Origin of the sequence: Micromonospora sp. NPDC005806 (genome assembly GCF_042871425.1) — a bacterium.
Taxonomy (GTDB): Bacteria; Actinomycetota; Actinomycetes; order Mycobacteriales; family Micromonosporaceae; genus Micromonospora.
The window spans coordinates 1-16,770 of sequence record NZ_JBIAIL010000073.1 but is presented as its reverse complement, the minus strand read 5'-3'; the positions used below and the strand labels follow the sequence as shown (position 1 = coordinate 16,770).

The following is a 16,770-nucleotide window of genomic DNA, read 5'->3' as shown; positions in this document are numbered from 1 at the left end:
GCGGCGCCACCAAGCCCGAGCTCGACGAGCCCACTACACCCGACGGCTCAACCTCGAACTTCAACCATGATCCCGAACGGCGGCTGCCGTACTAGTCTCGCGAAGGTCGCCGGGTCGAGCCGACCTTATGCGCGCCAGCCTTTCCGCGCCCGCCACTCCCCGTGTGAGCGAGATTGCCGCGTGCACAAGTGGGTGCGGTCGCGGCGCAAACGGGCAGCAGGACGCGGTCTAGACAACATCCTCATCTAGCCGCCGACCGCGCGCGTTCGGCGCTGGGCTGTCGATGCCGATGAGCGGATGTTAGGCGCCGGACCCGCCGCACAGGTAGTACAGGCTTGCGGCCAGTCCCAATACCCAGCCAGCCACGAGGCCCGACGATGACCCATGGCCAAGGCGCCCGGACAGCGCGACGCAGCTGCCCAGCAACACCAGCTGTGCAATGCCGTATGTGAATACACCAAAGACGAGTGCCGCGAACCTCCCACCAGCATCCAGGTCTGCATTCGGGCCACCGCCGGCGACGATGGCCAAGGCGATCGTGACCCCCACAGCAAGGCCGTGCCCGGCCAGGGCGACGACCGCTCCGGCAACCATGGGTCGGGTGATCTTCACCGGCTGAGCGTGACAGACGTCGACCACCGAGCGGAAGGAGGGTACTGGCCCTGCGGCGATCCTGAGCGCAGACGCTGCCGGCGATCACGTGATTACCTTCAACGAAGGTCGGAGCTGAGCGCAGGCAGTTTGATCGGACCCACGGTTATTCCGCCGATCGTGCGCGCTCAGCGCTCACGTTGCGCCCCGGATACCTCATCACCCCGGCCTACGCCACCGCGTCCCGAAGATCACGCCGACACGCCGAACCACGGTGGACGAACCTGACCATTCAAGATCTGTAGTGATCGGTGCCGTTGGTCACGACGGCTTGTTGGCGTTGTAGGGATCGCCGCAGCTGCGGCCGAAGGAGGTTTTGTAACACATCGTGATCTTGATGCGGTTGATGCCTCCGACCAGGTTCGTGTCGCCGATTCCGAACGGGTCGAAGCCAAACGAGTCGCTGAAGGTAAAGAGCGTGTCGCACATGATCGAGACGACGTGACTATCTATCTTCGTCGCGCCTGCGTACGCCTCGAAGACCGCTTCTGGGCGGTCGAAGGGGTGGCCGTAGCAGAAATGGTACGTCGATGCTATGGCCCCCGCGACGCTCGCCGTCCGGTTGTACCAGGTGACGGTTCCGTTGGTCCAAAGGTAGCAGGGGCTGCCCGCCGACTGCTTTTGCCAGCAGACGTTCGGATACGGCGTTACCGGGTAGGCCTGTGCTGGAGCGGCTACACCTACAGTTGCGGCGGTCATCGCCGCCATTCCGACCGCCAACCGTGCGACCCATCGCTTCATGAAAACCTCCCCGTGTGGAATGTCAGTACTGCATGCTCGCAGCTGTCGCCGTCGGCGTCTATCGGATGATCGGCGGGGCTCGATTCATCGGTAGGTGCTCGATGACCTTCCTTGAGAGCAAGCGGTTGGCGAGCGCCGCGCACCGTGCAAATGCCTACCACAAAGTCAGCGCGACGAGTACGGCGAGCCAGCTTCGATCAGGAAGGCTATAGATCTTGAATGGTCTGATTCGTCCACTGTGGTTCGCGTGTCGGCGTGATCTTCGGGACGCGGTGGCGTAGGCCGGGCTCACCGGCGTGCAGAGCGCCGGCGGAGCCGATAAGGCCGTCAAGCGTGTAACCCAAAGACCAGCCTCTTCCTGCATTCCGTTGGCGTTGCGCCTACGCCGCTAACCTAGATCGGCCGCTGGTCGGCGGTTGGCCGATGCCGGGGGAGCGGGTTGGGAGCTTCGGGATGCGGTGAGCGGAGGCAGCCCTCGGGTCGCAGTAGAAGGACCCACCAGCCCTGTCTGGCGCCCACACGGGCGCGGGGCCCGCGCGACGAGAGACTGTGCCAGCGGTCCGTTGCCGCCAGTCTCGCGGCCTGAGACTGGGGAGCAGGTTGGGGAGCAGCCGGGTGCACTGAACGGCGTTGAACAGCGCGCAACGGCACCGAACGGCACTCAACTGCACCCACCCCGACCTGCTGGTTTCCGTTTCCGCAGGTCAGAGTTGGTGCAGCGTCCTGCTTCACACGGAGTGCTCAGCCGTATTGAGCAGCAGTCGACCTCACTCTATGTCGCCTGGCAGGGGAGTATCCGCAGGTCAAAGCGGTAAGGGCTTTGCGAGTGTTCGTGCCTTGCAGGTGGGTGCAGATTGGGTGCAGCTTGGCGAAGTGGTCACCGCCTACGAAGTACTCATCGGGGTCGGACGGAGCAGAGGGCTCTGACCTGGGGTGGTGCCGTCGAGCAGGTCGCTGTGACCTCCCAGAGAAGACCGAAGTGTTCACGTTTCGCTGCTCTTCGCCTGGCTGGTGCTGGCCGTCGTCGTGGGCCCGGAGGCGCACAGCCAGGAGGGCTGTGCCGCATCGACGTGTGACTCTGAGCACCGCCGTGTTGGCGTAGGTACCGGTCCCGCGACGTGAGGCTCGAATCCCAGTGCCAACGTTCTGACCAGGGCTTTCTGCTCGGTGACCTCTTCGGCGGCCCCGAAGACTTCACCGACAACTCCACAGCGCGAGCTGAAAACGGGTCCTCGCCGCAGGTGAGCCAGGTTCCGCGGTGGGCCAGCGACACCGCGCCGGGCCGGGCGAGTCCCGACCCGCCGCCGACCAGGGAGGGGACTGCGGCCGTGTGGTGCGGTGCCTGGAACGGCGGCTGGCGCAGCAGCCGCCCGTCGGGCGGCAGGAGTCCGGCGATGGAGTGCAGGGCGGTGACCTCCAGCGCGGCGTCGTCGTCGAGCTCCGGCAGGACCGACGGAAGCCGCTCGGCGAGCATGGTCTTGCCCGTGCCGCCGTACGGCTGCTTCGCGCCTGCCTCGCAGTTCATCGGGGATCCTCGAATTATGCGCGGCATTCTTCCTGGTCAACGTGGCTCGTCGACGGGTTCGTGCGCATTGGAAAAGGGGCCGGCGAGCAAGGGTTCTCTTCCCATTGATCTCCCGCTGGCCGGCCAACCTCCACGCGGTCAGCGCTCGATGCTCAGCCCTGGACGGCGGACTCACTCATGTCGGGTCGCCGAACTCGCCCCGTCCGCAAGGGACCCCGGGCCGCTGGCGGCTTCGTCCAGGCCGACCGGGTCGCACCACGGCCGCGCCGGACCCGACCGGCGCGATGGCCGCGGTTGGGGCCCGGCCGCGGCCGATCCACGACCCGATCGGTGATCCGGTGGTGCCCCCGCCCGACGGTCCGTCCCGTCGCCGTGCGGGGCGGCGAAGCCGGCACCATCGCCACCGTCGGCGGCCGGGCGGGTGACGGTCGCCGCGCAGGTGCGGCGGAGCGGAACGTGGTGATGGCCGATTACACGGCGTATGACCTAGACTCGATGGCCGCCGACTGGAACCCGACCAAGGACGACTGGGGGCTCATCCGCGACGTCGCCTACGCCTCGTGGTGGCAGGAGGCCAACAACGACGCCATGGTCAGCCGCGATGACCTGAGGTACGCGGCGTCGCCGCCGGGTACCGGCCCGTGGCAGCGCGCCGACTGCGTCCGCGCGCGGTACGGCAAGCCGTCCGCCCGCCCGGTCGGGGAGCGGCTCCCAGAGCTGCGGGGGACCTGCGTCGTCACCTCGCCTCGGCCGGCAGCTACGCGCTGCTGGTGGTGACCAGGGCGACCCAGGGGCAGCTCACCGTCCGGGAGTGACCTCTCCCCACCTGGGCGGGGCCGCGGTGGGCGGGTTCAGACGTGCGCCAGATCCGCGACACGGTCGTATGGGGCAGCCCGAGGTGGCCGCCATGGACAGGGTCGACAGTGCGTCGATCTCGACGGCTCCCTGCCCAACGGCTGTGCTGGCGGCGAGGGTTGTAGACGTCCTCGATGTAGGAGAAGACCTGCATCTCCAGCTCGTGTCGGCTGGGCCAGGCAGGGGTGAGGCCGGGTAGCGCCAGTGGATGAACGTGCTCCAGTCCCACCGGTGATACATGACTGGTCATGCCACCTTCGGCAGCGGCGGAGCCTTCATCAGCCCTCCCTCCCTGCTCCGCGCCGCCGATGTCGCCCCGAGCAAGCCAACCGTCAGGTCCGCGACGCCTCCACACGAGCGAAAATCGGCGACCCACCGCCGGGGTCTACAACTGGCTGCGCCACGGTCAGGTCACCGCCAACACCCGCGCGACGGACGCGAGATCGGCAAGGTGTGGCGCGAGCTGGCCGGCGATCTACTCGGCGATGGCCGGGATCGGCTGCATTGCCCTCTGGCAGACCGGCGCGATGATCGAGATCATGGGAGTCGCGGTCATCCCGCAAGGGCGCCGGGGAATCGACAGCGCCTGACGGTCAAGACGGAGGGCCGACGCCTGGCGGCGTCCTGGCGACCAAGGAGATGCATGTGCTTATCGGCGTTGTCAACGAGTCGAGGCGCGGGGAGACCCGGGTGGCCGCAACCCCCACAACCGTGGCCCAGCTGTTGAAGCTGGGTTATCAGGTGGTGGTGGAACCTGCCGCTGGGGAGTCGTCGAGCTTCCCAGACGAGGCCTACGTCTCCGCCGGCGCGTCACTGGGGAATCCGCTCACCGCAGACATCGTGTTCGGTGTGAACGCGCCGTCGGTGGAGCAGCTTGACGCGCTCCGCCCGGGAGTGGCGTGGGTCAGCCTGCTGGCTCCGGCGTTGAACCCCGGACTGGTAGAGGAGCTGGCGCGCCGTCCGATCACCGCGCTGGCGATGGATGCGGTGCCGCGAATCTCCCGGGCGCAGTCGCTGGATGTCCTGTCCTCGATGGCGAACATCGCGGGGTACCGAGCTGTGGTGGAGGCAGCGCACCTCTTCGGTCGGTTCTTCACCGGTCAGGTGACCGCTGCCGGCAAGGTGCCACCGGCGAAGGTGCTGGTGGCGGGTGCGGGTGTCGCGGGCCTGGCGGCGATCGGCGCCGCCGGCAGCTTGGGCGCCGTCGTCCGCGCCACCGATCCCCGCCCAGGGGTGGCCGACCAGGTGCGTTCGCTGGGCGGGACGTACCTCGCGGTGGAGGCGCCGGACGTGGAGGTCTCGGCGACCGGTTACGCCAACGAGATGTCGGACGACTACAACGCCCGGGCGGCTGCCCTGTACGCAGAGCAGTGCAAGGACGTGGATATCATCATCACCACGGCGTTGATCCCGGGGAAGCCGGCACCGGTGCTCCTCACCAAGGAGATGGTGGCGAGCATGAAGCCGGGAAGTGTCATTGTCGACATGGCGGCGTCGAACGGCGGGAACGTGGAGGGCACGATCCCCGGTGAGGCGGTCGCCACCGAGAACGGCGTGACGATCCTGGGCTACACCGACCTCGCCGGTCGCCTGCCCACCCAGGCGTCGCAGCTGTACGGCACCAACCTCGTCAACCTGATGAAGCTGCTCACGCCCGGCAAGGACGGTCAGCTTGTGCTCGACTTCGACGACGTGGTGCAACGGTCGATAACCGTGGTCCGGGACGGTGAACTCACCTGGCCGCCACCGCCTGTGCAGGTCTCGGCGGCGCCAGCAGCGGCTGCCGTAGCACCCGCGGCGGAGAAGTCGGTGGAGTCGCAGGCGAAGCAGCCCGTGCCGGCGTCGCGCCGCTTCGCGATGGTGACGGCCATCGGGGCAATGCTGTTCCTGGTCGCTGCTCTGGCCCCGCCGGCGCTGCTAGGCCACCTGACGGTGTTCGCGTTGGCGATCGTGATCGGCTACTACGTGATCGGTCACGTGCACCACGCGCTGCACACACCGCTAATGTCGGTGACCAACGCGATCTCCGGGATCATCGTGGTCGGCGCGTTGCTGCAAATCGGTCACGGTGAGACGTCGAACCGCGCCCTGATCACCGGGCTGTCATGCGCCGCGATCCTGCTGGCCAGCATCAACATCTTCGGCGGCTTCGCGGTGACCCGCCGAATGCTCACGATGTTCTCCCGCAGCTGAAGCCGCACCCGAGTCCTGGAGCTTCTACGACATGACTATCGAGACCGCGGCTCAGTCCGCGTACATCGTGGCCGCGCTGTTGTTCATCCTGGCGCTGGCCGGCCTGTCCAGGCACGAGACCGCCAAGGCGGGCAACGCCTTGGGCATGGCCGGCATGGTGCTGTCCTTGGTCGCCACCATCGCGCTGGCCGCCGAACATGGCATCGGCGGCACCGGCGCGAGCCTGCTCGTCGGGGCCACCCTGCTCGGTGCCGTCATCGGCCTGGATCGGGCACGGCGGGTGGAGATGACCGGCATGCCCGAGCTGATCGCGCTGTTGCACTCCTTCGTCGGCCTCGCTGCCGTGCTCGTGGGCTGGAACGGCTACCTCCAGGTCGAAGGCGACCTCGACGGCGCCGAGGCCCACGCGCTGCGGGCCGAGGAGATGCTGGGGATCCACCACGCCGAGGTCTTCATCGGCGTCTTCATCGGCGCGGTCACCTTCACCGGATCGGTTGTCGCCTTTGGGAAGCTGTCGGCACGGATGAAGTCCGCCCCGCTGATGCTGCCCGGCAAGAACGCGCTCAACGTCGGCGCCCTGGCCGCGTTCGCGTTGCTCACCGTCTGGTTCATCCTGGACCCGCAGGTCTGGCTGCTCGTCGTAGTCACCGCGATCGCGCTGGCACTGGGCTGGCACCTGGTCGGCTCCATCGGCGGGGGTGACATGCCGGTGGTGGTGTCCATGCTGAACAGCTACTCCGGCTGGGCTGCCGCCGCGTCTGGATTCCTGCTGGAGAACAACCTGCTCATCATCACCGGCGCGCTGGTTGGCTCCTCCGGTGCCTACCTCTCCTACATCATGTGCCGCGCGATGAACCGATCGTTCCTGTCCGTCATCGCCGGCGGCTTCGGTATCGAGAGCACCGCCCCGGGGGAGGTGGCCCAGGGCGAGCACCGCGAGGTGACCGCCGAGCAGGTCGCCGAGATGCTCGCGGAGGCGGACTCGGTCATCATCACCCCCGGCTACGGCATGGCGGTCGCCCAGGCGCAGCACGGCGTCGCCGAGCTCACCCGCAAACTCCGTGAGCAGGGCATCGAGGTCCGCTTCGGCATCCACCCAGTAGCGGGACGGCTTCCTGGCCACATGAACGTCCTGCTGGCCGAGGCGAAGGTCCCCTACGACATCGTCCTAGAGATGGACGAGATCAACGACGACTTCGCGCAGACCTCCGTCGTCCTGGTAATCGGCGCCAACGACACCGTCAACCCTGCTGCCGCCGAAGATCCCAACAGCCCCATCGCCGGAATGCCCGTCCTGAGCGTCTGGGCGGCCAGCCAAGTCGTGGTGTTCAAGCGCTCGATGGCCACAGGCTACGCCGGTGTCCCGAACCCGCTCTTCTACCGGGACAACACATCGATGCTGTTCGGGGATGCCAAGCAGCGCGTCGAAGACATCCTCGCGGCGCTCACGACGCGCAGCACGACCGGCCCGACACTGACCGCTGTCGGCTAGAGCTGTGCCGAAGCCCTGGTGGTGGAGTGAGAAGTCCCGAGTCGGTGATCGATAAGCAGCGGAGGATCGGGGAGCGGGATGGGAGCAGCCGGGTGCGCTGAACGGCAGTCAACTGCACTCAACAGCACCGAACAGCGCCCAACGGCACCCGCGCCGACCTGCGGTTCTGTGTTTCCGCTGCTCAGAGGCGGTGCAGCGTCCTGCTTCACACGGAGTGCTCAGCCGTATTGAGCAGCAGTCGACGGCGCTCTATGTTGCCTGACAGGGGAGTATGCGCAGGTCAGAGCGGTAAGGAGCCGCTGGATGGCTTGGCCTTGCATGTGGGTGCAGATTGGGAGCAGGTTGGCGAAGTGGTCACCGCGTCCGAAGTGCTCACCGGGGCTCGGCGCTGCAGAGGGCTCTGACCTGCGGTGATGCCGACGAGCGGGTCGCTGTGACCTCCCAGAGAACACCGAAGTGGTCAAACGGCGGCGCCACGGGTTGAGCTCCACCCGGCGAGGGCCTCGGCGACCCAGCCGCCGGGGCGATCCATCGGCACGCATCTCTGCGATATGTCATCTGGGTGTCGGCGCTCGTCTCACTACTTGACACCCCGATCTCGCTGGCAACGCTCTGACCAGGGCGTCCTGCTTGGTGACCTCTTCGGTGGCTCCGAAGTTGTCACTAATCCGGACTTGGGTGAGGCGCTGGCCGAGCATGTCGTCCACTATCGCCAGCCACCTTGCTCACGTCAACGGCGGCACAAGCCGTTCACCGGCCGGCTCACCCGCCTCCTGGTGCGGGGCGCGGGAGCCACCAAGGCGGGCATCCAGGCGGAGTCGGCACCACCGACGGCAACTGCACGAGGCTGAGGTGTTGGGCGTAACACTGAAACTTCTGCCGAAAGGAATCTTGGCGTACGGGGCGGGCGAATCGTGCTCTGGGCGAGGCGGATCCACGAGGGGGCCGGACGACGACGATGGAGACCAAGGCCCGTTGCCCGTGTTTCCGGGCGCTGCCGGCCGCGCCGCATCGAGGGAGGCGGCGGCCATGCCGGGGGGTTGCTCGCCGGGATTGGCGCGCACCTGGTCGTCGCGGGGCTGGCCCTGAACACCGGCAGGCAGCAGGTGGGTGGTCGCTCCCGGGGTGGCCGCGCCGGCTTGCCGGGAAGTCGACGAGTAGTTGCTGCTTTCTCGCTGAACGTTTCTCCGCCGCCACGTTTTTTGGTATGCGGCATCAGCCCGGATCGGGGTCACTGGCGACGAGGATCCGGCCTTTCACTCCGACCTCCATCTGGCGATGAGCCTCGGCGGCCGCCGTTAACGGGTAGGTGGCGTTGATTCGCGAGATGAGCCGTTTGGTGGCCAGCAGGTCGTTGATAACGGGAGCCGCCTCCGCTAGGTCCGCGGCCGAGGCGTTGCTGATGGCGAACCCCCTGATGCTGGCGTCACGTGTGTACAACGCGCCCATCGGCAGCACCGGCCGGGCCGCCATCCCGGCCAGCGCGATGATCCGCCCACCCCGCTTGAGCAGCGGCACGGCAAGGTCCAGGTCGTGGCGTCCCGAGTTGTCCCACCACAGGTCGAATCCCTCCGGCGCGGCCGCCTCCAGCAGAGCCGGTAAGGCCTGGTCGCGGTAGTCGATCAACAGGTCCGCGCCGCACCGCCGGCACCAGTCGAAATCCTCTGGCGCCGCCGCGGCAATGACGCGAGCACCCGCCGCCACCGCAAGCTGTACGGCCGCGCTCCCGACCCCGCCCGCCGCCCCGGCGACGAAGACCGTCTCACCGAGTCGCAGGGACCCGGTCCGGAACAGGCCGAGGTACGCGGTCGCCGCGGTGTGCAGTACGGAGGCGGCGGTCGCCGGGTCGGCCTGCGCCGGCAGCCGGTAGAGACGCTCTCGGGGCACCACGGCGAGCTCCGAGAATGACCCTTGACGCCCCTGGTGCCCCAGACTGTTGCACCACACCTTCTCTTCGATCGCGAATTCATCCACCCCTTCGCCGGTCCGTGCCACGGAACCGACCAGGTCACGACCGATCACGAACGGGAACGGCGTGTGCGTCCTGTACCCTCCGGACCGTACGAACGTGTCGACGTGGTTGACCGCCATCAGCTCTGTCCTCACCAGGACGTCGGTGGGGCCCGGAACCGGCACCGGAAGGTGGCCAATCCGGATGCGTTCTGGGCCCCCGAGTTCGGTGAGGTACGCCGCCAGCATTGTGTCAGGCAGGTCCGCCATCGGTGTCCTTTCCCATCGGGTCGGCCGAGGCAGGGCGCACGGCGGCGTAGCGCGCCCTCCAGGACTCGACGAGGTCGGTGTCCTCTGCGATGCCGAATGTGTAGGCAGGCGACAGGACCGGCAACACCCGCTCCACCCGGATCAGCGCCGCGCGGTGGGCGGGGTAGCCGGGCCCGTTCGCCTGCAGTAGCCAGCTGTTCAGCCAGTCATATGCTGGGTGGCCGGGCGGAACGATCGGCGCGGTGCCCTCGAAGCGGTATCCCCGCCGCCGGAACACATCGACCAAGTTGACCTGGAAGCGGGAGTCCGCCTCCAGGCTGGCCATCCTGTTCGGCAGGGCAAGGTCCATAAAGATCAAATGCTCGTCGTCGTACATCCGTACCGATCCCCTGGTGACAGATTAGGCGTTCCGTCCGGGCCTACGGTGGCGACGACCGAGAGCATCGCCTGATCGACGATCCGTCGCATGTCCTCGGTGATGGTGGGCACCGTCTTCCCTCCTTCTGGGGACCATGTGCTTGGTCAACGACGGCCAGAGTGCCGGTGCCATGTCGTGGGACCCATCGGCCACTGGTGCGCTTTCCAGGAGGTCGGGCCCGGCCTAGAGCCACCGCGGCAGTTCGGGAGCGGGCCGACCGCCTGGGCCGGTGACGCCTTCGGCCGCCCGGCCGGACAGGTACGCCGCGAGGCCGGCGACGGTGCCCGTCAGGGGTGTGGGGTCACCGGTGCCGGCGACGGCCCAAGTCGCCTTGCGGTCGGTGGCAGTGAGCGTGAGGGCGGGGCCGTCGCCGCTGGACCGCTTGGCGGTGATGTCGTCGATCAGGGCGGAGAGGAAATCGGGCGGGAGATCGTCGAAGCCCACTCCGGCGCCGAGGTCGACCGCGTGGACCATGACCTCGCGGGCGCGCATCCAGGGGACGTGTTCGGCAGGGACCATGCGGCCCTGGGCGGTCCGGACCCGGTGGGTCCACTGCTGTTTGTTCAGCTCTGCGAGCCGTGCGTCGAGGGCTGCGGCGGCCTGCGCGGCCCAGGCACGCAGCTCGGTCGCCGGCCGGTTGGCGCCTGCCTCGATGTCGGCGTCACGCTGCTCTGGAGAGGAGTACATCGGCGTCTCCTCGCCGGTGCGCGCCCACCGTGTCAGTTTGACCAGCGCGTCGGCGTTGGCGGCGACGTGGGCCAGCAGGTGCTTGCCGGTCCAGCCATCGAGCGCGGTCGGCTGGTCAAGCTCCTCACCGGGCAGACCGGCCAGGGCATCGAAGAAAATTTTGGTGCCCTGGGCCATCCAGCGCAGGCTGTCGACGTGCATGCGGTCAGCGACCATCAGGGACCAACTCCGTGACGGCTTTGGCTTCGGAACGCCCCAGACCGGTGATCTCGGTGGTCAGGACGCTGCCGTCGGTAAGGTATCGGGCCGGCTTGCGGGCGTGGCCGACCCCGCCGGGCGTACCGGAGGCGATGACGTCGCCCGGCTTGAGGGTGAGGATCGTGGAGATGTAGCGCACCAGGGCGACGGGGTCGAACACGAGGTCCGACGTGTCGGCCCGCTGCACCACCTCACCGTCGACGAATCCGGTGAGGGTGAGCGAAGGTCGGGTGCCGCCGGGCAGTTCGTCGGGGGTGACCAGGTAGGGGCCGAAGGGGGTGGTGCCCTCCCAGGTCTTGCCCTGCAGCCACATGTGGGAGCGGTATTGCCAGTCGCGCATGGTGACGTCGTTGAGGACGGCGAAGCCGGCGATGGCCTCGCCGGCCTCGGCCTCGGTGGCACGGCGCACGGTCTTGCCGATGACGACGGCGAGTTCGGCCTCCCAGTCAACCTGCTCGGACTCCGGCGCGAGCTGGATCTCGTCGTACGCCCCGATGAGCGCCTCCGGGTACTTGGCAAACAACGTCGGGTACTGTGGCAACTCTCGCCCCAGTTCCAGGATGTGGTTGCGGTAGTTCAGCGCGACGCAGATGATCTTGCCGGGGCGGGGCACGACCGGCGCGTATCCGACCGCCTCCACCGTGTCCCCGGCCCGGGCGGCGCGTTCGGCCCAGCTCGGCTTGGCCAGCAATTCACGGACGTCGGCGAGGCCGAGGTCGACCAGCGTCTCCGCGTCCACGCGCACGGCCCGGGTCGCGCCATCGGCGGTACGGATGGTGGCGAGCTTCATTTCTGTCCTTCCATTCGGGCGCTGTCCGGCTGCAGCGCCTCGAACAACGGGCTGTCGCTGAACCGGAAGAGATCGAGGGCGGCCGAGTCGGACGCCGAGGCCTCGGACCTGACCGAGAGCGGCAGCCAGCACGAGCGCCTCGATCGACATCGCCTACCACGACGTGCACTACTCCCAGCCTTCCCCCTGCGAGTACACGTGCGGCCCGTGCCGGCCGCACGTGTGCTCGAGCGTCGTGGCCCGCCTGGCGGTCAGGCGTCGCCCGGGGTGAGGGGACAGGGAACGGCGCCGTCCGCGGTGACGGTGACGGTCAGCCGGCCGATGCGGTCGATTTCGAGCGTGACGGTGTCGCCATCGGCGAGCGGGCTGACGCCTGCGGGGGTGCCGGTGGAGATCACGTCCCCGGGTAGGAGCGTGGTGACGGTCGAGGCGAACGCGACGAACCGGGCTACGTCCCAGATGAGCTCGGCGGTGTTGCTCTTCTGCCGCACAGTGCCGTTCGTCCACAGCGTGAAGCCGACGTCCGACGGGTCGCCGAGCTCGTCCGGTGTCACGATCCAGGGGCCGACGGGGGTGAAGGTGTCGAAGGACTTGCGCATCGACCGCTCCTCGCCCCCGCGCATCGTGACGTCGATCAGGCCGGTGTAGCCGAACACGTGGCCGAGCGCCTCGTCCGGGCCGACATGGCGTGCCGGCGCTCCGATCACCACAGCGAACTCGGCCTCGTGGTCGATGCGCCGGTTGGTGTACGGCAGCCGCACCTGCCCGCCCGGGCCGAGCACCGAAGTGGGTGCCTTGAGGAAGAAGCCCATGGCGTTGATGTCGCCCTTGAGGCGCATCTCGGCCTTGTGGTCCTGGTAGTTCACCGGCGCGGCGACGATCTTGCCGGGATCGGGGAGCGGCGCCTGCAACGTCACCTCGGCCAGCGGACGCGGGCGGCGTGCCGGGAGCTCGTGCCGGATCCGGGCGAGCAGCGCGGGCGCCGCCGCGAGCCGGCGCATCCGGCTGGCCCCCGGCGCAGCGGCGATTGGGCCGTCGAACGGGCGGTCAATCAGGTCGGAGACGTCGACGACGCCCGTCTCGGTGACGACACCGACCCGGTCGTCGTCGAAGGTGGCGAGCCGCATTGCGGACCTCCTGGGTCAGGGATGGGGATGTCAGTGGGTCGAGGTGAGCGCGCGGTGCCGGGTCTCCGGCGCGAACGCCAGTGCCGCGGTCGAGACCAGGGACAGCGCGCCCGCATAGAGGCCGAGCCGGATCGGGGAACCGCCACCGGCGACGAGGGCGGCTCCGATCAGCGGGGCGAAGCCACCGCCCAGCACACCGGCGAGGACGAACGCGCCGGACGCCCCGCTGTAACGCACCCGGGTGGGGAAGAACTCCGCGAGCCACGCGCCGACGAGGGCGAAGACGAGCGTGAACGGGATCATGGTGACGCAGAAGCCGACGCCCACGAGGAGCGCGTTGCCGGTCTCGAACAGCGCGAACGCGGGCACGACGCAGACCGCGACGCCGGCGGCGCCGACGAGCATGGGGATGCGCCGCCCGAAGCGCTCGGCGATCAGAGCCGCCGGGGGGACGAGCACCATGTGCGTGAAGGCCGTCGCACAGGCCACGAGGATCATCTGAGCCTGCGGGATTCCCTGCGCGGAGGATCCGTAGGAGACGCTGAACGCGGTGATCAGGTACCAGGTCGCCAGCCCGCCGATGGGGGCGGCCACGCCGATCGCGAACCGGCCGGGGAACTCGCGGAGCACGGTGACGACGGGGATGCGGACGAGCTGCCGGTTCTGCGCCGCCTGCTCGAAGACCGGCGACTCGGCGACCTTGAACCGGACCCACAGGCCGACGGCGACCATGACGATGCTGATCAGGAACGGGATGCGCCAGCCCCACGCGACGAACTGCGCACGGTCCATGACGCCGGTGAGAGTGGCGAGGACGAGGCTCGCGAGCACGAAGCCGAGTGGCGGCCCGATCTGCGGGACGGACCCGAAGATCGCGCGCTTGCCGGGCGGGGCGTGCTCGGTGGCGAGGAGCACCGCGCCGCCCCACTCCCCGCCTAGCGCGAGACCCTGCAGGATCCGTAGGACGACGAGGAGCACCGGGGCCAGCACGCCCACGCTGCCGTAGGTCGGCAGTAGCCCGATGGCGACGGTAGCGCCGCCCATCATCAGCAGGCAGATCAGCAGCGAGCGACGGCGTCCGACGCGGTCGCCGATCGTGCTGAACAGGATCGACCCGATCGGCCGGGCGACGAACGCGACTGCGAACGTCGCGAAGGCGGCCATGGTGGAGGCTGTGGTGCTCGCCGAGGGGAAGAACAACGGGCCGAGGACGATCGAGGCAATGATGCTGTAGACGGCGAAGTCGTAGTACTCGATGGTCGTGCCGACCAGGCTGGCGGCGGCGACCCGGCGGCTCGCGGCCGGGTCGGCCGGGACGTCGGCGACGGTCGGGGGAGCGGGGGGCACTGCCGGGGGCACTGCCGGGGGCACTGCGGGAACGGTGCTGGACATGATCTCTCCTTCGAGACGTCAGCGGGGGTCAGGCGGTGCGGTAGAGCCAGTCGATGTCGCAGTAGTCGTCGTGCGGGCGGGCGGAGAGCAGCCGGTTGCGGACGGTGGCGCCCATGCCGGCGAGGTGGATCAGCTCGCCGAACAGGCGTGCGGTGCGCTGAACCCGAGAGGCGCGGTCCACGCGCTCGTGGAGGTAGCGGGCGAGTGCGGTGTCGACGTCCGCCTCGGCCTCGAGGGCCGTACCGAGAGCGACGGCGTCCTCGATGGCCTGGCAGGCGCCCTGGGCGACGTACTGCAGCATCGGATGGGCCGCGTCACCGACGAGCGCGATCCGTCCGTGCACCCAGTTCCGCACGGGCTCGCGGTCGAGCATCTGCCAGCGCCGGCTGCGGTCGATGAGCGCGGCCGCGGTCCGCACGGGGGCGCACGCCTCGGCGAACCGTTCGTCGAGCTCGGCAGGGTCGCCCCAACGGTCGTGATCGGGGGTGTAGCGGTCGCTCTCGAACGCGGCCACCTGGTTGTACAGCTCCCCGCGGCGGATCGGGTACTGCACCAGGTGCATCCGGGGCCCGGCCCACAGCAGCACGTCCTCGCCGCCGGCGATCCCGGCGACGTCGTCGAACGGGAGGGTGCCGCGGTAGGCGACGTAGCGGGCGCCGACGGGCTCGCCGTCCGCGACAACGCCCGCACGCACGACGGAGCGCAGCCCGTCCGCGCCGACGAGGAGGTCGGCCCGGAGCTCCTCGCCCGGCGCCGTGCGGACCACCACTCCCCCGTCGTCCTGGTCGACGCCGGTGACCTCGGTCCCGCTGCACAGCTCGATGTCGTCGTGCTGCTTGACCTGGTCGAGCAGCATCGCCAGCAGGTCGCTGCGGTGCATCACCACGTACGGCGCGTCGTAGCGGCTGCGGAACGCGGCGCCGAGGTCGAGGGCGGTGACGAGGTCGCCGGTCAGCGCGTCCAGCATCACGAGCCGGCGCGGGTGAAAGGCGTAGTCGTCGATCTGGCGGTCGACGCCGAGGCGCCGCAGGGCGCGGACCGCGTTCGGTGCGAGCTGCAGCCCGGCCCCCACCTCGCTGAACTCCCCGGCGCGTTCGAGGACGCGGACCCGGGCGGCGGCGCCGCTGCGCCGCACGGCGAGCGCGGTGGCGAGGCCGCCGATCCCGCCGCCGACGACCACGACCTCCCCGAGGCGGGCCATGTCACACCTCCTTTCCCGGGATCTCCTCGCGGAGCATCCCGAGGGCCCGCAGGGCCGGGCGGTTGCTGTAGGCGAACAGGACGGCGTCCTCGGTCGCCGAGCCGTTGACGAAACGGTGCGGTGCCCAGCCGGGCACGGCGATCACGTCGTGGGGGGCGAAGTCGAACCGCTCGTCGCCGATCTCGACGTGCCCCTGGCCGCGAACGACGTGCAGAATCGTGCTCGCGGTGGTGCGCCGGGGCCTGCCGCGAAACCGCGGGCGCAGCCTGCTGACCTTGCAGTCGATCGTGGGGAGGACGGAACCGCCGGTCCAGGGGTTGGTGTACTCCAGGACGATGCCCTCGTTCTCGCTGCCCTCGGCGTCGTCGGCGATCGCGGCGAACGCGCGCTCGGTCTCGCGCCAGGGGTAGTTGCCGACGGGGGAGGCGGGCCCGGCGGCCTGCTCCCAGGCCGGGTTGAGCCTGCCGTGGATGAACCGGCGGCTGGACAGGTCGTCCGGCACCGTCGGCTTCTGCGAGCGTTCGCCGAACAGCTCGAAGAAGCCCGCCTCGAACGCATTGGTGAGCGGGAAGTCGAGGCCGTCGAGCCAGATCATCGGCTGGTCGCCCGCGTGGTAGTGGTCGTGCCAGTGCCAGCCCGGCGTCATCAGCAGGTCGCCCGGGTGCATGTGCACGCGCTCGCCGTTCACTGTGGTGTACGCGGCGTCGCCCTCGATGATGAAACGGAAGGCGTTGGCGGTATGCCGGTGCGCCTGCGCCGTCTCGCCCGGCATGATGATCTGAAGGCCGGCGAACAGGCTGTTCACGGTGGCCGGTGGGTCCTGCAGCCCCGGGTTGATCAGCATCAGCACCCGGCGCTCGGCGTCCTCTAGGGACAGCGCGTCGGCGAAGTGCATCATGTGCGGCCGCAGCGCCGCGTACTCCCAGCGGTGCGGGCGGGCGGCACTGCGCGGCTCGGGGAGGAACAGCTCCCCGAAGTACCGCCACAGCGGGGCGACGGCGAGGGCGTCCAGCTCCTCGTACGCCGTCTCCGATGTGTTTACAGTCACGATCAGTCCCTTTCGTCGCCAATGCTCAGTACACTGACCACTCGAAGATGCTCAGTACACTGAGCATCTCGGGCAGAGGCTAGTACGGCAGCCGCCGTTCGGGATCATGGTTGAAGTTCGAGGTTGAGCCGTCGGGTGTAGTGGGCTCGTCGAGCTCGGGCTTGGTGGCGCC

Annotated in this window: 13 protein-coding genes and 1 pseudogene; 3 read left to right on the top strand and 11 right to left on the bottom strand. The window is 69.0% G+C overall.

Annotation, left to right across the window (positions count from 1 at the left end; genetic code table 11):
* Positions 1-300: 300 nt before the first annotated feature.
* The 3 genes and pseudogenes from ACFYOS_RS35435 to ACFYOS_RS35425 form a co-directional block, all read right to left on the bottom strand.
* A complete protein-coding gene (locus tag ACFYOS_RS35435) occupies positions 301-612 on the bottom strand; it encodes a hypothetical protein (RefSeq protein WP_387151396.1) in 312 nt (103 codons plus the stop codon).
* Positions 613-912: 300 nt separating this feature from the next.
* A complete protein-coding gene (locus tag ACFYOS_RS35430) occupies positions 913-1,392 on the bottom strand; it encodes a hypothetical protein (RefSeq protein ID WP_387151393.1) in 480 nt (159 codons plus the stop codon).
* Positions 1,393-2,635: 1,243 nt separating this feature from the next.
* Positions 2,636-2,881: pseudogene (locus ACFYOS_RS35425) on the bottom strand (ATP-binding protein); the annotation flags it as partial.
* Positions 2,882-3,289: 408 nt separating this feature from the next.
* Here ACFYOS_RS35425 and ACFYOS_RS35420 point away from each other — a divergent pair.
* The 3 genes from ACFYOS_RS35420 (at position 3,290) to pntB (ending at position 7,457) form a co-directional block, all read left to right on the top strand.
* Positions 3,290-3,694: a hypothetical protein gene (locus tag ACFYOS_RS35420; RefSeq protein WP_387151390.1), complete on the top strand. Its 405-nt coding sequence runs from the start codon at positions 3,290-3,292 to the stop codon at positions 3,692-3,694.
* Positions 3,695-4,417: 723 nt separating this feature from the next.
* Positions 4,418-5,965 (top strand): Re/Si-specific NAD(P)(+) transhydrogenase subunit alpha, encoded by a 1,548-nt coding sequence (locus tag ACFYOS_RS35415; RefSeq protein WP_387151387.1) that lies wholly within the window; start codon positions 4,418-4,420, stop codon positions 5,963-5,965.
* Positions 5,966-5,996: 31 nt separating this feature from the next.
* On the top strand, positions 5,997-7,457 hold the full coding sequence (gene pntB / locus ACFYOS_RS35410; RefSeq protein ID WP_387151385.1) for a Re/Si-specific NAD(P)(+) transhydrogenase subunit beta: 1,461 nt from the start codon (positions 5,997-5,999) through the stop codon (positions 7,455-7,457).
* A 1,215-nt stretch (positions 7,458-8,672) separates the two neighbouring features.
* Here the strand turns inward: pntB and ACFYOS_RS35405 are convergent.
* The 8 genes from ACFYOS_RS35405 to ACFYOS_RS35370 all read right to left on the bottom strand — a co-directional run bounded on the left by ACFYOS_RS35405 (position 8,673) and on the right by ACFYOS_RS35370 (position 16,598).
* The gene (locus tag ACFYOS_RS35405; protein ID WP_387151382.1) at positions 8,673-9,677 is read right to left on the bottom strand and encodes a zinc-binding dehydrogenase; all 1,005 of its coding nucleotides are present in this window, start codon (positions 9,675-9,677) and stop codon (positions 8,673-8,675) included.
* A complete protein-coding gene (locus ACFYOS_RS35400) occupies positions 9,661-10,053 on the bottom strand; it encodes a hypothetical protein (protein ID WP_387151379.1) in 393 nt (130 codons plus the stop codon). Before ACFYOS_RS35400 ends, ACFYOS_RS35405 begins: the two co-directional genes overlap by 17 nt.
* A gap of 225 nt (positions 10,054-10,278) precedes the next feature.
* Positions 10,279-10,983, bottom strand: coding sequence for a DinB family protein (locus ACFYOS_RS35395; RefSeq protein ID WP_387151399.1), 705 nt, complete (start codon positions 10,981-10,983; stop codon positions 10,279-10,281).
* A gap of 4 nt (positions 10,984-10,987) precedes the next feature.
* Complete coding sequence (locus ACFYOS_RS35390; RefSeq protein ID WP_387151376.1) at positions 10,988-11,830, bottom strand: fumarylacetoacetate hydrolase family protein; 843 nt, start codon at positions 11,828-11,830, stop codon at positions 10,988-10,990.
* 251 nt (positions 11,831-12,081) lie between these two features.
* Positions 12,082-12,957: a fumarylacetoacetate hydrolase family protein gene (locus tag ACFYOS_RS35385; RefSeq protein ID WP_387151373.1), complete on the bottom strand. Its 876-nt coding sequence runs from the start codon at positions 12,955-12,957 to the stop codon at positions 12,082-12,084.
* A 30-nt stretch (positions 12,958-12,987) separates the two neighbouring features.
* A complete protein-coding gene (locus tag ACFYOS_RS35380) occupies positions 12,988-14,349 on the bottom strand; it encodes an MFS transporter (protein WP_387151370.1) in 1,362 nt (453 codons plus the stop codon).
* Between the two features lie 28 nt (positions 14,350-14,377).
* Positions 14,378-15,550, bottom strand: coding sequence for an FAD-dependent monooxygenase (locus ACFYOS_RS35375; RefSeq protein WP_387151367.1), 1,173 nt, complete (start codon positions 15,548-15,550; stop codon positions 14,378-14,380).
* Between the two features lies 1 nt (position 15,551).
* Positions 15,552-16,598 (bottom strand): cupin domain-containing protein, encoded by a 1,047-nt coding sequence (locus ACFYOS_RS35370; protein ID WP_387151364.1) that lies wholly within the window; start codon positions 16,596-16,598, stop codon positions 15,552-15,554.
* Between the last annotated feature and the right edge of the window lie 172 nt (positions 16,599-16,770).

Coding starts and splice junctions, on each gene's coding strand:
- ACFYOS_RS35390 (WP_387151376.1), bottom strand. CDS start 11,830: ATGAAGCTCGCCACCATCCGTACCGCCGATGGCGCGACCCGGGCCGTG.
- ACFYOS_RS35430 (WP_387151393.1), bottom strand. CDS start 1,392: ATGAAGCGATGGGTCGCACGGTTGGCGGTCGGAATGGCGGCGATGACC.
- ACFYOS_RS35395 (WP_387151399.1), bottom strand. CDS start 10,983: ATGCACGTCGACAGCCTGCGCTGGATGGCCCAGGGCACCAAAATTTTC.
- ACFYOS_RS35400 (WP_387151379.1), bottom strand. CDS start 10,053: ATGTACGACGACGAGCATTTGATCTTTATGGACCTTGCCCTGCCGAAC.
- ACFYOS_RS35375 (WP_387151367.1), bottom strand. CDS start 15,550: ATGGCCCGCCTCGGGGAGGTCGTGGTCGTCGGCGGCGGGATCGGCGGC.
- ACFYOS_RS35380 (WP_387151370.1), bottom strand. CDS start 14,349: ATGTCCAGCACCGTTCCCGCAGTGCCCCCGGCAGTGCCCCCGGCAGTG.
- pntB (WP_387151385.1), top strand. CDS start 5,997: ATGACTATCGAGACCGCGGCTCAGTCCGCGTACATCGTGGCCGCGCTG.
- ACFYOS_RS35385 (WP_387151373.1), bottom strand. CDS start 12,957: ATGCGGCTCGCCACCTTCGACGACGACCGGGTCGGTGTCGTCACCGAG.
- ACFYOS_RS35405 (WP_387151382.1), bottom strand. CDS start 9,677: ATGGCGGACCTGCCTGACACAATGCTGGCGGCGTACCTCACCGAACTC.